The following is a 12,618-nucleotide window of genomic DNA, read 5'->3' as shown; positions in this document are numbered from 1 at the left end:
GCGGTCGACGCGTCGTACGACATGGTGGTGGCCAAGCTCCCGAAGCGGGAGCGCCCGACGGCCTGAACCGGCCGTGGGGGGGGGGGGGGGGGGGGGGGGGCCCGCGGGGGGGGGGGGGGGGCCGCCCCCCCACGCTCCTGCCTGTCGGGACCAGGCTCGCGACTGCCCGGAAACCCAGGTGCGGCCCGCGGAGCCACACCGCCCGGAGCTGGCGCCGCGAAACGCCGCGCTCCGGCTGGTTGGAACGGGCGTTCGAGGCAATCGAACACTCGTTCTAACTGCTGCTGACAGTACACCTCCCCTCCGACGAAAATGCAACGTGTGACGCGCCGCCCGTGCCGGCCGGGTGAACCGCCACCGGCGGACCGGGAAGAATGGCGACATGCAGCCACACCCGAACCTACGGGCGGTGCAGGACGCGCTCGCCGACGCCGACGCGCTCGACGGCGCCGGTGAGCCCAGCACGGTCCGCCTGCTGCCCGACGCGGTGCACACGGCCGTCGCGGCCGCCGAGGCGCTCGGCGTCGAGGTCGGCCAGATCGCCAACTCGCTGATCTTCGACGCGGACGACGCGCCGCTGCTCGTGCTCACCTCCGGCGCGCACCGGGTCGACACCGCCGGCCTGGCGGCATCGATCGGTGCCACCCGGCTGCGCCGCGCCACCCCGGAGTTCGTCCGGGCCCACACCGGGCAGCCGATCGGAGGGGTCGCCCCACTCGGGCACCCGCGCTCGCGCCGCCGCGAAGCGGTGGCGTGAGCGAGCGGAGCGAGCGAACCAGCAGGCACAGCAGCGCGCCTCCAGAGCTGGTCACCCTGCACGTGTGGCGGACCTCCCGCGGCGCGCTGCCCCGGGCGCTGAGCCGGATGGCGGTGGACCCGCGCCGGCTGCGGGCCCTCCCGGGCGTCCGATTCGGCAAGCTGCTGGGCACCGGGACCGGCACCGGCTTCGGGCCTGGCGATGCCGACCTGACCCGGTGGGCGGCGCTGACCGTCTGGGACTCCCCCGCCGCGGCGGCCGACTTCGACGACTCGTCGGTCGGGCGCGCCTGGGCACGCATCGCCCACGCCCAGGCCCGGGTCGACCTGCGGCCGCTGACCAGCCGGGGCGAGTGGTCCGGCCAGCGGCCGTTCGGCGAGCCCCCGGGCGGCCAGGTCACCGGCCCGGTGCTGGCGCTGACCCGAGCCCGGCTGCGGGCCCGTCGGGCGGCCACCTTCTGGCGGGCGGTCCCCCCGGTGGCCGCCGCCCTGCGCGACGCGCCCGGTCTGCTGGCCCGGTTCGGGGTCGGGGAGGCGCCGCTGGGCTGGCAGGGCACGGTGAGCGTGTGGCGCGACCCTACGGACCTGGTGGCGTTCGCGTACCGTCACCCGGAGCACCGGGCGGCGATCATGCGAACCCCCATCGCGGGTTGGTACGCCGAGGAGTTGTTCGCCCGGTTCGAGGTGCGCGACGTGAGCGGCGACCGGACGGTGCTCGGATGGGTCACCGACGGCGGCCCGGCAACGGTGAAAGGTGGACGGGCATGAGGTTGGTGCGCTGGACGCCGGACGATCTCGTCCGGCGGCTGGACGACGTGGTGACCGTCTACGGCGAGGCGATGGGATACCGCACCGACCTGCTGGAGGCCCGGCGCGGCTACATCGCCACCCACGTCCGCCGACCGGGTTTCCGGGCGGTCGCCAGCCTGACCAGCGAGGGTCACCTCGCCGGCTTCGGCTACGGCTACCTGGGCGCCTCCGGCCAGTGGTGGCACGACCAGGTGCACCGAGCGCTGGACGCCCCGACCCGTACGCGCTGGCTCACCGACTGCTTCGAGGTGGTCGAGCTGCATGTCCGGCCACCGGCCCAGGGGCACGGCCTGGGCACCGGCCAGCTGCGCGCGCTGCTCGGCATGGCCGAAGGCGACACCACGCTGCTGTCCACCCCGGAGGCCGACGAGCAGACCTCGCGGGCCTGGCGGTTGTACCGGCGGTTCGGCTTCGTCGACGTGCTGCGCAACTTCTACTTCCCTGGCGACGAGCGACCGTTCGGCGTACTCGGTCGGGACCTGCCGCTCGAGCCACCGCTGTCATGACCCGGCGGATCTCCTGGACGCTGCTCGCCGTCCTGGTGTTCGCCCAGATCTGCTACCCGCTCACCACCGGCCCCACCCGGGCCGGGCTCACCGTGGCCACCGTCGTCCTCGGTTGGCTGCTCTCGGTCGGCCACGCACTGCTCAGCCGGGGCCCGCGGGTCGCGGCGGCGCTGGTCGCGGTGGCCACCGGCGGCGGGTTCGCGATCGAGGCGATCGGGGTGGCCACCGGTGTGCCGTTCGGCAGCTACGACTACTCCGGCGAGTTGGGCCCCAAGCTGGCCGGGGTGCCGCTGATCATTCCGCTGGCCTGGACCTGGATGGCCTGGCCGGCCTGGCTGGCGGCGGTCCGGCTGACCGGCGGCAACGGGTCGACGGCCGGCAGCGGAACGACGGCCGGCCGGTGGGTCGGGCGGATCGCGCTGGCCACGGTGGGTCTGGCCGCCTGGGACCTCTTCCTCGATCCACAGATGGTGGCTGAGGGCTACTGGGTCTGGCGGGACGCCACCGGAGCGTTGCCCGGCCTGCCCGGCATCCCGATCAGCAACTACCTGGGCTGGCTGCTCTTCGCGGTGCTGATGATGAGCGCGCTGCGCCCGTTGGCCGGGCTGGCCGCCGAGCACACCGATCGACGGGACCACCCGATGGTCGCGCTCTACCTGTGGACGTACTTCTCCAGCATCCTGGCCCACGCCGTCTTCCTCGACCTGCCCGCCTCGGCGCTCTGGGGTGCCGCCGGCATGTCGGTGACCGCAGTGCCGTTGGCGGTGGCCCTGCTGCGTGCCCGCCGGGGCGGTGCCTCCGTTCGGGACGACCACCAGCCGCACCGCCCCGGCGTCGATGCGACCCGATGACCGGCCTGCTCGCCCTGCTGATCGCCGTCGCCGCGTTGACCGGGCACACCTGGCTCAACGCCGCCGGATGGCTGCGCCGGCTCACGGACCGACCCGACCAGATCGACGAGTCGGTCGCCGTGCTGCTGCCGCTGCGCGACGAGGCCGCCCGCGTCACCGGATGCCTGCGTGCCCTGCTCGCCCAGCGTGGCGTGCCCGGGCTGAGCATCGTGATCCTCGACGACGGGTCGACCGACGACACCGCCGACGTGGTCCGCGCGGTGGTCGGCGACGACCCGCGGGTCACACTGCTCACCGGGGTCGCCCCACCGCCGGGTTGGCTGGGCAAGCCGCACGCCTGCTGGCAGTTGGCCACCCAGGCCGACCCGGACGCCACCGCGCTGGTGTTCGTCGACGCCGACGTGGTGCTCGCCCCGCACGCGGTCGCCGCTGCCGTCACCGAACTACGCGCCGCCCGCGTGACGCTGCTGTCTCCGTACCCCCGGATCGTGGTGGCGACGGCGGCCGACCGGCTGGTGCAGCCGCTGCTGCAGTGGCTCTGGTTGACGTTCCTGCCGCTGCGCGCCATGGAACGCTCGCCGCGGCCGTCGCTGGCCGCGGCGGGCGGGCAGTTCCTGGTGCTGGACCGGGCCGGCTACACCGCCGCCGGCGGGCACGCCGCGGTCGCCGACAAGATCCTGGAGGACATCGAGCTGGCCCGGGCGGTCAAGCGGGCCGGTGGGCGGATCGCCCTGGCCGACGGCTCCCGGCTGGCCACCTGCCGGATGTACGACGACTGGCCGCAGTTGCGCGACGGGTACTCGAAGTCGCTCTGGGCGTCGTTCGGGCACCCCGGTGCCGCGGCGGCCGTGGTGGCGTCGCTGCTGCTGCTCTACACCGCCCCGCCGCTGATCGCGCTGGTGGGTGTGGCCGCCGGCGCGCCGGCGGTGGTCGCCGTGGGCCTGGCCGGCTACCTGCTCGGGGTGGCCGGGCGGGCGCTCACCGCACGGGCGACCGGGGGCCGGTGGTGGCCCGACGCGCTCGCACACCCCGTGTCGGTCGTGGTCCTCGGTTGGCTGACCCTGCGGTCGTACCATCTGCGAAAGCGACGCCGCCTGACCTGGCGGGGCCGCCCGGTCAGCTAGGAGGGCGCGGCATGGCGCGGATCGTGGTCGTCGGCGCCGGGGTGGGTGGCCTCGCCACCGCCGCCCGGCTGGCCGCCACCGGGCACCAGGTGACCGTCTTCGAGCGCGCCGACACGGTCGGTGGCAAGCTCGGCCGGTACGCGCACGACACCCCCGCCGGGTCGTTCCACTTCGACACCGGGCCGAGCCTGCTCACCCTGCCCGAGGTCTTCCACGACCTGTTCGAGGCGACCGGGGCGAAGCTCGACGAATACCTGGACCTGGTTGCACTGGACCCGATCGTCCGGCACGTCTTCCCCGGCGGCGGACCGACACTGGATTCGTGCGCCGACCCGGTGGAGTTCGCCACCCGGATCGGGGCCGCCTTCGGAGACCGGGCGGCGGCCGACTGGCAACGGCTGTGGCGGCGAGCCGAACGGGTGTGGCACGCCTCCGAGCGGGACATTCTGCGCCGTACCGTCGACTCCCCCCGCGACCTCGCGTCGCTGGCCTGGCGGGTCGGCGACCTGGCCGCCATCGCCCCGGGCCGCACTCTGCGCAAGTTGGGCCGCCGGCACCTGTCCGACCCGCGGCTGCGGATGATGCTGGACCGGTACGCCACCTACACCGGCGCCGACCCACGCCGGGCGCCGGCGGCGCTGGTCGCGGTCCCGTACGCCGAGTTGACCTTCGGCGGCTGGTATCTGCGCGGCGGGTTGGGCACGCTCGCCGACGCGCTGCTGACGCGCTGCCTGGACCTCGGCGTGGTCGTGCAGACCGATGCCACGGTGACCCGGATCGACGCGACCGGCGGTCGAGTGCACGGGGTACGCCTCGCCGGCGTCACCGCGCCGGTGCCCGCCGACGTGGTGGTGGCCAACACCGACGCGCTCACCGTCTACCGTGACCTGCTGCCGCACCCGCGTCGGCTGGCCGGGCTGACCGACCGCAGCCTCGCCGGTTTCGTGTTGCTGCTCGGTGTCTCCGGCAGCACCGGGCTGGCCCACCACACCGTCTTCTTCCCCGACAACTACGACGCCGAGTTCGACGCGGTCTTCGGCGACCCCGGGCGGGGCGTACGGGCCCGGCCGGCAGCCGACCCGACGGTGTTCGTCACCGTGGCCGACGACCCGATGGTCCGCCCGGCCGGACATGAGGCCTGGTTCGTGCTGGTCAACGCACCCCGCCACGGCACCGCGGCGGGGGCGGTCGACTGGCGACGCCCGGGGCTGGCCGACGCGTACGCCGACCGGATCCTGGACGTGCTGGCGCGGCGCGGCGTGGACGTGCGCGACCGGCTGCTGTTCCGGGAGATCCGCACTCCGGCCGACCTGGGCGCGGCGACCGGCGCGCCGGGCGGCTCGATCTACGGCACCGCCGGCGGGCTGCTCCGCCCCGCCAACCGGGGCCCGGTGAACGGGCTGTGGCTGGTGGGCGGCTCCACCCACCCGGGCGGCGGGCTGCCGATGGTGACCCTCTCCGCGCAGATCGTCGCCGACGAGATCGGCCCCGCCTGGTAGGCCGGGTCGCTCGGCCGGCGCCGAGCAGGGCGCGGACGTTCAGCCGGCGTCGGGCAGGGCGCGGACGTTCAGCCGGCGTCGAGCAGGGCGCGGACGTTCAGCCAGCGTCGAGCAGGGCGCGCCGGATGCTGGAGAGCAGCTGCCCCAGGCCGAAACCGGCCAGCAACACCCACACCGCTGTCGCCATGGTGATGGTGCCGGCGGCCAGGTCCGGCTCGATGAGCCCGGCCAGCCCGGCGACCAGCAACCCGACCAGCGCCACCGAGACCCGGGTGGGACGTTCACCGACCGTCACCGCGCCGATGTCGCGCATGCCGGCGGCGACCGCCCGGGCTCGGACGTACTCGTGCAACCAGGACAACGCGCCGCCCGCGACGACCAGCGCACCCGGCGCGCCGACCAGCCAGAACGCCAGCAACCACGCCACCTCACCGAGCCGGTCGGCCACCGAGTCGTAGACGTAGCCGAGCCGCGTGGTGCGGCCGGTGGCGACCGCCACCGCGCCGTCCACGCTGTCCGCCACGGCCGCGAGCAGCACGAACAACGCGCCGAGGAACGGCCCGTCCCCCGGCTGGGTCACCAGCAGCGGAACGCAGAAGCAGAGCAGCACCCCGACCACGGTGACCGCGGTGGGGCTGACCCGCAGCCGGCCCAGCACATACCCGACGTGGTACGAGAACCGCAGCCAGGCGCGCACCACCGGCGCTGCGACCCGGGGGTCGAAGCCACCATGCAACCGCGCCCACGCCGTGGCGTACTGATCCCAGTTCAGCTGTGTGCCCACCACGGATCAACCGTCGCGCCGGGCATCAGGTATCGCCGGCTCGGCGATCACAACCGCGCGCCGACCTTCAGGTTCTGCCAGACCTCGCGGGTCGCGGTGGATCGGTTGAGCGTGATGAAGTGGATTCCCGGCACGCCCTCGTCCAGCAGTCGGCGGCACATCTCGCTGGCCTGCTCGATGCCGAGCCTGCGGACAGCCTCCGGGTCGTCGGCGACGCGCTCGAAGCGGGCCGCCAGCGCCGGTGGGAAGGGCGCACCGGACAGCTGCGCAGACCGCTCGATGGTGCCGATCTGGGTCACCGGCATCACCCCGGCCAGGATCGGGGTGTCGCAGCCTGCGGCGGCCACCCGGTCACGCAGCCGCAGGTAGTCGTCGGCCTCGAAGAACATCTGCGTGATCGCGAACTCCGCACCGGCACGGCACTTGCGGACGAACTGGGCGGTGTCACTGGCCACGTCGGGCGAGCGGGGGTGCTTGTACGGGAAGGCCGCCACGCCGACGCTGAAGTCGCCGGCATCGCGCACCAGTCGGACCAGGTCCTCGGCGTAGTCCACGCCCTCGGGGTGGCGGATCCACTCACCGCCCGGGTTGCCCGGGGGGTCACCGCGGACGGCCAGCACGTTGCGCACGCCCACCCCGGCGAGCCGGCCGATCACGTGCCGCAGCTCGGCGACGGAGTGGTTGACCGCGGTCAGGTGGGCCATCGGCAGCAGGGTGGTGTCGGTGGCGATCCGCTCGGTCACCGCCACGGTGGTGTCCCGGGTCGAGCCACCAGCGCCGTACGTGATCGACACGAACGACGGGCGCAGCGACTCCAGCTCGCGGATGGCCTGCCAGAGCAGCCGCTCCCCCGCCTCGGTCTTGGGCGGGAAGAACTCGAACGAGAAGGTCGGCTGGCGCGCGCGGATGAGCTCCCCGATCGCCGGCTGCGGATTGGGGAGTACCGAGGGAAGACCGAGCGCCACGACCCGACTCTAGCGGGCGACGCCTCCACGGCCCAGACGCTTCCCACCCCGCGGCCGGTACCGCCCCGCCCGGACCCGGCGGGCGGAAGGCGTCGTACCCCCGGGGTAGAAATGGGTGGCGTGGGAGGGGCGGCGGGGGCGGCCCCGAGGTCCCGCGCGGGGGTCAGCAACCACGCGGTGGCGCCGATCCGCCCAGTCGGGGCGGGTGGGTCGTCACCGCCTCGACGCCCGCCAGGAGGACCGATGATCCCGCCCGCATCGCCGCGCCCAGCGCAGCTCGGGCCGCTGCTGGCCCGGTGCCGGCTGGCCCGTGGCTGGAGCCAGCAGCGCACCGCCGCCGAGTTGTGTGCCGCCGCCGGGGTGCCGACGCTGAGTCGGCACGAGGTGTCCCGGTGGGAACGACAGCGTCGCGTGCCCGGAGGGTTCTGGCTCGGCTGGCTCGCCGTCGTCCTGGACGTGCCGCTGGTGGCGCTCGCCGAAGCTGCCGCGGCCACCCGTCGGGCCGGCTCGACGCGAGCCACCGGGCCGGGCCGCACCGCGCCGGCCGGCGCGCGACCGGCCGGGCGAACCGGTCCCGGCCGCACCGGCGGGACTACCCGTGGCGGTGGAGCGCGCGCCACGGCGACCCGCTAGCGTCGAAGCGTGACCCACGCTGCCCCCGTATCCCCCGTCGACCGTGCCGGCCTGCGGCAACGGGTCGACAAGGCACTCACCGAGTTCCTGGCCGGCCAACGAGCCCGACTCACCGCCGTGGATGACGCCCTGATCCCGGTGGCCGAGGCGATCGAGGCCTTCGTGCTCGGCGGCGGCAAGCGACTACGTCCGGCATTCGCGTACTGGGGGTTTCGGGGCGCTGGCGGGGTGGACGGCGACCAGGTCCTCACCGCCCTGGCCGCGCTGGAATTCGTACAGGCCAGTGCCCTGATCCACGACGACCTGATGGACCGCTCCGACACCCGCCGTGGCGAGCCCGCGGTGCACCGGCGGTTCGCCGCGCGGCACCGGGAGGCCGGCTGGGGCGGTGACCCGGACGGCTTCGGCGACGCCGCGGCCCTCCTGCTCGGCGATCTCTGCCTGGTCTGGTCCGACGAGCTGCTGCACTCCGCGGGACTCGACCTGTGGTCGTTGGCCCGGGCCCGGCCGGTCTTCGACGAGATGCGCACCGAGGTCACCGTCGGGCAGTACCTCGACGTGCTGACGCAGGTCACCGGGGACACCTCGGTGGAGCGGGCCAGCAAGGTCGCCCGGTACAAGTCCGCGAAGTACACCGTCGAGCGGCCGATGCTGCTCGGCGCAGCGCTGGCCGACGCGACGGCCGATGTGCGGACGGCCTACTCGGCGTACGGGCTGCCGCTGGGCGAGGCGTTCCAGCTCCGCGACGACGTGCTGGGAGTCTTCGGTGACCCGACGCTGACCGGCAAACCGGCCGGGGACGACCTGCGCGAAGGCAAGCGCACCTACCTGGTGGCGGCGGCCGTGGAGACCACCGACGACGCGGGCCGCGAGCTGCTGCTCAGCCGGCTCGGCGACCCGGAGTTGGACGAGCAGGGGGTGGCTCGGCTCCGCGAGCTGATCTCCGCAAGCGGGGCGCTGGCCCGCACCGAGCAGCGGATCGTCACGCTCACCGACGCCGCCTTGGCGGCCCTGACCGCTGTCGACCTCGACACCGAGGCCCGCCAAGCCCTGGTAGACCTAGCCATAGCAGCAACCCGCCGAGCCGACTAACCTTTCCCGGCCCGCGCCCGCGCCCGCCCGCAGCCGCCCGCAGCGTTGATCATGAGGTTAGCGCCATTCGCCTCGACGTGTCGCACCGCCAACCTCATGATCAACGCGGGGCGGGTTAGAAGCCCAGGGCTTGGGCTCGGCGCTTCACCTCGCGGGCCTGGTCGCCGGACAGGGCGGCGGCTGGGGTGGCGCCGGGGAGGGTGTCGTCCGGCTCGTACAGCCAGCGCAGGGCGGCCTCGTCGTCGTAGCCGTTGTCGGTGAGCAGGTTGAGCACGCCGGGCAGGTGCTTGAGCACGACCTGGTTGGCAACCAGGTCCGCCGGGATTCGGCGGACGCCGTCGCGGCGGACCGCCAACAACTCCCGGTCACGGATCATCTGGTGCACCTTGCTGATCGACACGTCGAGGCGCTCGGCGACGTCGGGCAGGGTCAGCCAGCCGGCCGGGTCGGCTGGTCCGGCGAGCTCCAGGCCGGGCACGGCCTGGTCGGGTACGGGTTCGGTCACCCGACCACCCTGCCACGTCGCCGGCGCGACAGGCCACCGGCACCCCGGACGATCGAGCGGACCCACTCCCATGAGCGCCACTGACCAGCGGATAAGGGGCAGCGAGCGCGGCGGGACGAACCAGTTCGGCGTTCGGCTGTAGCATCCTGTTCAACCTTCACCCTCAGGACACATAGACTCCCTGCCGATGGACACACAGGTCGCCGACACGTTGCTGGGCTCGCTGATCGACGGGCGCTACCGCATTCGCGGTCGCGTGGCCCGTGGCGGCATGGCGACCGTGTATACCGCCACGGACGAACGCCTCGAGCGCACCGTCGCTGTCAAGATCATTCACCCGACCCAGGCGCCCGAGGCCCGGGCCCGGATCGCCAACTTCGTGGCTCGGTTCACCGACGAGGCGAAGACCATCGCCCGGCTGACCCACCCGAACGTGGTGGCGGTCTACGACCAGGGCACCCACGCCGGTCTGCCATACCTGGTGATGGAGTACGTCCGCGGCCGTACTCTGCGCGACGTGCTGGCCGAACGACGCCGGCTCAACCCGGACGAGGCGCTGGCCATCGCCGAGCAGATGCTCGCCGCGATCGCCGCCGCGCACCGGGCCGGTCTCGTACATCGCGACGTCAAGCCGGAGAACGTTCTGGTCGCCGAGGCGCCCACCGGCGGTGTCGCGAATCTGGTCGACAGCGTCGTCAAGGTGGCCGACTTCGGGCTGGCCCGGGCCGTCGAGGCGAGCGCCGACGAGGAGCAGGGAAACCAACTGATGGCCACCGTGGCGTACGTTGCCCCGGAGCTGGTCACCGAGGGCCGTGCCGATCCGCGCACCGACGTCTACTCGGCCGGAATCGTGCTGTTCGAGATGCTCACCGGCCGTGTGCCGTACGACGGGGACCGCCCGGTGGACGTCGCCTGGCAGCACGTCGACCGGGACGTGCCGGCACCCTCGACGCTGGTGCCTGGCCTGCCACCGGTCCTCGACGACCTCGTGCAGCGGGCCACTCGGCGCGATCCCGGCGCGCGGCCCGCCGACGCCAGCGCCCTGCTGGCCGAGGTGCAGGTTGCCCGGGAACGTCTGGGCGACGCCAACACCCGTACCGCCGTGCTTCGCCCGGTGACCGACGATGTGTCGCTCTCCCAGCCGACCATGATGGTCGCGACGGTCCGACCGACCGATCGCCCGGCCTGGGCGAGGCTGCCCGAGGGGGCTGCCAGCCAGGGGCCCGGTCGTCGGCGGGCTGCCCCGGAGCCGGCGGAGGGCATGGGTTCCCGGCTCGCCGCGCTGCGCACCACGGTGCTGAACAATCCGCGCGGCCGGCTGGCCGTCGCGGCCGTGGTGGTGGTGCTGGGTCTGGTGGCCGCCGTCGGGGGTTGGTGGTTCGGCGCCGGCCGTTACACGACTGCTCCACAGCTGGTGAGCCTGAGCAAGACCGACGCGCAGGCGCAGGCCGACCGCGCCGGGCTCATCCTGAAATATGGTGAGCCGCGTTTCGACGAGACCGCCCCGAAGGACAGCGTGCTGGGGCAGAGCCCGACCTCCAGCGCCAAGATCGTCAAGGGTGGCACGATCACCCTGACCCTCTCGCTCGGCCCGGAGCGCTTCCCTGTGCCGGACGTGATCGGCAAGGAGTTCGAGCTTGCCGAGGCGGACCTGGTCAACCTGAAGCTGGTGGTGGCCAAGGGGACCCCCCGCTACGACGACAGCCTGCCGGCAGGGGTCGTTGTGGAAAGCTCCCCCAAGGTCGGCGCCGAGGTCAAACCGGGTGCGAAGGTCACCCTCATTCTGAGCCGGGGCAGAGCGCCGGTGACGGTGCCGAACCTGGTCGGCAAGAACCTGACCGAGGCCAAGGCCACCCTGGCCTCGCTCAGCCTGGTGCCGGTGGAGACCTTCAAGGACTCCGACAAGCCCAAGGACGAGATCCTCGGCCAGAGCCCGGCCGACGGTGCCGGCGTGGAGAAGGGCACCGAGGTCAAACTGGACATCAGCAAGGGTCCGCCGCTGGTCGTGGTGCCCCGGGTGATCGGCCTGCCTTGTCAGCAGGCCAAGCAGGTGCTGGAGAGCCAGGGCTACCCGGTGACGGTTGCGGGCAACCCGAACGCCGTGGCCCAGATCCAGGTCCCCGTCGAGAACTCGCAGGTGCCGCCGGGCACCCCGGTCGTCCTCACGTGCTTCTGATGCCGGCGCTCTCGTCGCGGCCGGTGGGCGCGCACACCCCCACCTCGGGTGGGCTGGCCAAGGCCGCCCTGCCGTACGCCGACACGACCGGCGCCAAGGTGGTGCAGGTCTACGTCTCCAACTCGCGGGGCTGGGCACTGCCCAACGGTGACCCCAAACAGGACACCCTGTTTCGAGACGGCTGCGCCGAACGAGGCATTCCGGCGTTCATCCACGCCGCGTTGCTGGTCAACCTCGGATCGCCCACCCCGGAAACGGTCGAGAAGTCGACGCAGACGCTGGCACACGCGCTTCGTCGGGGCGTAGCGATCGGCGCTCAGGCGGTGGTGTTCCACGCGGGCAGTTCGGTGGACGAGGGGCACGCCGAGGCGGCCATGCGACAGGTCCGCCGCGAACTGCTGCCGTTGCTCGACTGGACCGCCGACGTCGGTGGGCCGATGTTGCTGGTCGAGCCGAGCGCGGGCGGTGGCCGGTCACTCGCTTCCCGGGTGGAGCAGCTCGGGCCCTACCTGGACGCGGTGGACCGGCACCCCATGCTCGGGGTCTGCTTCGACACCTGCCATGCCTGGGCCGCAGGGCACGACCTGGCGGCCGAGGGCGGCATGACGGCGACCCTGGACACTCTGGTGGCCACAGTGGGTGCGGATCGGCTGCGGCTGATCCACGCCAACGACTCGAAGGATCTGTGCGGCTCCACCCGGGACCGGCACGAGAACATCGGCAAGGGCACCATCGGTGAGCCCGCCTTCGCCGAACTGATGGCCCACCCAGCCACCGCTGGCGTCCCGATCGTCGTGGAAACCCCAAGCGAAAAGCACATAGGCCACACCGCCGACATAACCACCCTAACCCGCCTAACCACCACCCCCCGCCTAACCCCCACCCCACCCACCCACCTCTCTGCGTGGTGATCAAGA

General features: G+C 73.3%; 12 protein-coding genes and 1 pseudogene. 10 read left to right on the top strand and 3 right to left on the bottom strand.

Annotation, left to right across the window (positions count from 1 at the left end; all coding sequences use genetic code 11):
* Nucleotides 1-382: 382 nt before the first annotated feature.
* The 6 genes and pseudogenes from ACLQ28_RS28645 to ACLQ28_RS28620 form a co-directional block, all read left to right on the top strand.
* Nucleotides 383-739: pseudogene (locus ACLQ28_RS28645) on the top strand (YbaK/EbsC family protein); the annotation flags it as partial.
* Nucleotides 740-753: 14 nt separating this feature from the next.
* Nucleotides 754-1,524, top strand: coding sequence for a monooxygenase (locus ACLQ28_RS28640; protein WP_425689357.1), 771 nt, complete (start codon nt 754-756; stop codon nt 1,522-1,524).
* Nucleotides 1,521-2,072 carry a GNAT family N-acetyltransferase gene (locus ACLQ28_RS28635; protein ID WP_425689356.1) on the top strand — a complete coding sequence of 184 codons (552 nt, stop codon included), beginning with the start codon at nt 1,521-1,523 and terminating at the stop codon, nt 2,070-2,072. Before ACLQ28_RS28640 ends, ACLQ28_RS28635 begins: the two co-directional genes overlap by 4 nt.
* The gene (locus ACLQ28_RS28630; RefSeq protein WP_425689355.1) at nt 2,069-2,923 is read left to right on the top strand and encodes a carotenoid biosynthesis protein; all 855 of its coding nucleotides are present in this window, start codon (nt 2,069-2,071) and stop codon (nt 2,921-2,923) included. The genes ACLQ28_RS28635 and ACLQ28_RS28630 overlap by 4 nt, the downstream gene beginning before the upstream one ends.
* Nucleotides 2,920-4,047 carry a glycosyltransferase gene (locus ACLQ28_RS28625; protein ID WP_425689354.1) on the top strand — a complete coding sequence of 376 codons (1,128 nt, stop codon included), beginning with the start codon at nt 2,920-2,922 and terminating at the stop codon, nt 4,045-4,047. Before ACLQ28_RS28630 ends, ACLQ28_RS28625 begins: the two co-directional genes overlap by 4 nt.
* An 11-nt stretch (nt 4,048-4,058) precedes the next feature.
* Entirely contained in the window at nt 4,059-5,546 is a 1,488-nt protein-coding gene (locus ACLQ28_RS28620; RefSeq protein ID WP_425689353.1) for a phytoene desaturase family protein, read from the top strand.
* A gap of 97 nt (nt 5,547-5,643) precedes the next feature.
* On the opposite strand, the gene ACLQ28_RS28615 is transcribed toward ACLQ28_RS28620, so the two are convergent.
* On the bottom strand, nt 5,644-6,333 hold the full coding sequence (locus ACLQ28_RS28615) for a CDP-alcohol phosphatidyltransferase family protein (protein WP_425689352.1): 690 nt from the start codon (nt 6,331-6,333) through the stop codon (nt 5,644-5,646).
* 44 nt (nt 6,334-6,377) lie between these two features.
* Nucleotides 6,378-7,295, bottom strand: coding sequence for a methylenetetrahydrofolate reductase [NAD(P)H] (gene metF / locus ACLQ28_RS28610; protein ID WP_425689351.1), 918 nt, complete (start codon nt 7,293-7,295; stop codon nt 6,378-6,380).
* A gap of 243 nt (nt 7,296-7,538) precedes the next feature.
* On the opposite strand from metF, the gene ACLQ28_RS28605 reads away from it, so the two are divergent.
* Complete coding sequence (locus tag ACLQ28_RS28605; protein ID WP_425689350.1) at nt 7,539-7,928, top strand: helix-turn-helix domain-containing protein; 390 nt, start codon at nt 7,539-7,541, stop codon at nt 7,926-7,928.
* Nucleotides 7,929-7,937: 9 nt separating this feature from the next.
* A complete protein-coding gene (locus ACLQ28_RS28600; protein ID WP_425689349.1) occupies nt 7,938-9,020 on the top strand; it encodes a polyprenyl synthetase family protein in 1,083 nt (360 codons plus the stop codon).
* Between the two features lie 115 nt (nt 9,021-9,135).
* Here ACLQ28_RS28600 and ACLQ28_RS28595 read toward each other — a convergent pair whose 3' ends face one another.
* The gene (locus tag ACLQ28_RS28595) at nt 9,136-9,525 is read right to left on the bottom strand and encodes an Rv2175c family DNA-binding protein (protein WP_425689348.1); all 390 of its coding nucleotides are present in this window, start codon (nt 9,523-9,525) and stop codon (nt 9,136-9,138) included.
* A gap of 187 nt (nt 9,526-9,712) precedes the next feature.
* On the opposite strand from ACLQ28_RS28595, the gene pknB reads away from it, so the two are divergent.
* Together pknB and ACLQ28_RS28585 are read left to right on the top strand one after the other, a co-directional pair.
* On the top strand, nt 9,713-11,701 hold the full coding sequence (gene pknB, locus ACLQ28_RS28590; RefSeq protein WP_425689347.1) for a Stk1 family PASTA domain-containing Ser/Thr kinase: 1,989 nt from the start codon (nt 9,713-9,715) through the stop codon (nt 11,699-11,701).
* Complete coding sequence (locus tag ACLQ28_RS28585) at nt 11,701-12,612, top strand: deoxyribonuclease IV (protein ID WP_425689346.1); 912 nt, start codon at nt 11,701-11,703, stop codon at nt 12,610-12,612. Before pknB ends, ACLQ28_RS28585 begins: the two co-directional genes overlap by 1 nt.
* Nucleotides 12,613-12,618: the final 6 nt, after the last annotated feature.

Origin of the sequence: Micromonospora sp. DT201 (assembly GCF_049841575.1) — a bacterium.
Classification (GTDB): Bacteria; Actinomycetota; Actinomycetes; order Mycobacteriales; family Micromonosporaceae; genus Micromonospora.
The sequence above is the reverse complement of the archived record's forward strand: the minus strand, read 5'-3'. Positions and strand labels throughout refer to the sequence as shown.

Bases quoted from the DNA above. Each gene is read 5' to 3' on its own strand.
- ACLQ28_RS28605 (WP_425689350.1), top strand. From the start codon at position 7,539: ATGATCCCGCCCGCATCGCCGCGCCCAGCGCAGCTCGGGCCGCTGCTG.
- ACLQ28_RS28585 (WP_425689346.1), top strand. From the start codon at position 11,701: ATGCCGGCGCTCTCGTCGCGGCCGGTGGGCGCGCACACCCCCACCTCG.
- ACLQ28_RS28625 (WP_425689354.1), top strand. From the start codon at position 2,920: ATGACCGGCCTGCTCGCCCTGCTGATCGCCGTCGCCGCGTTGACCGGG.
- ACLQ28_RS28630 (WP_425689355.1), top strand. From the start codon at position 2,069: ATGACCCGGCGGATCTCCTGGACGCTGCTCGCCGTCCTGGTGTTCGCC.
- pknB (WP_425689347.1), top strand. From the start codon at position 9,713: ATGGACACACAGGTCGCCGACACGTTGCTGGGCTCGCTGATCGACGGG.
- ACLQ28_RS28635 (WP_425689356.1), top strand. From the start codon at position 1,521: ATGAGGTTGGTGCGCTGGACGCCGGACGATCTCGTCCGGCGGCTGGAC.
- ACLQ28_RS28620 (WP_425689353.1), top strand. From the start codon at position 4,059: ATGGCGCGGATCGTGGTCGTCGGCGCCGGGGTGGGTGGCCTCGCCACC.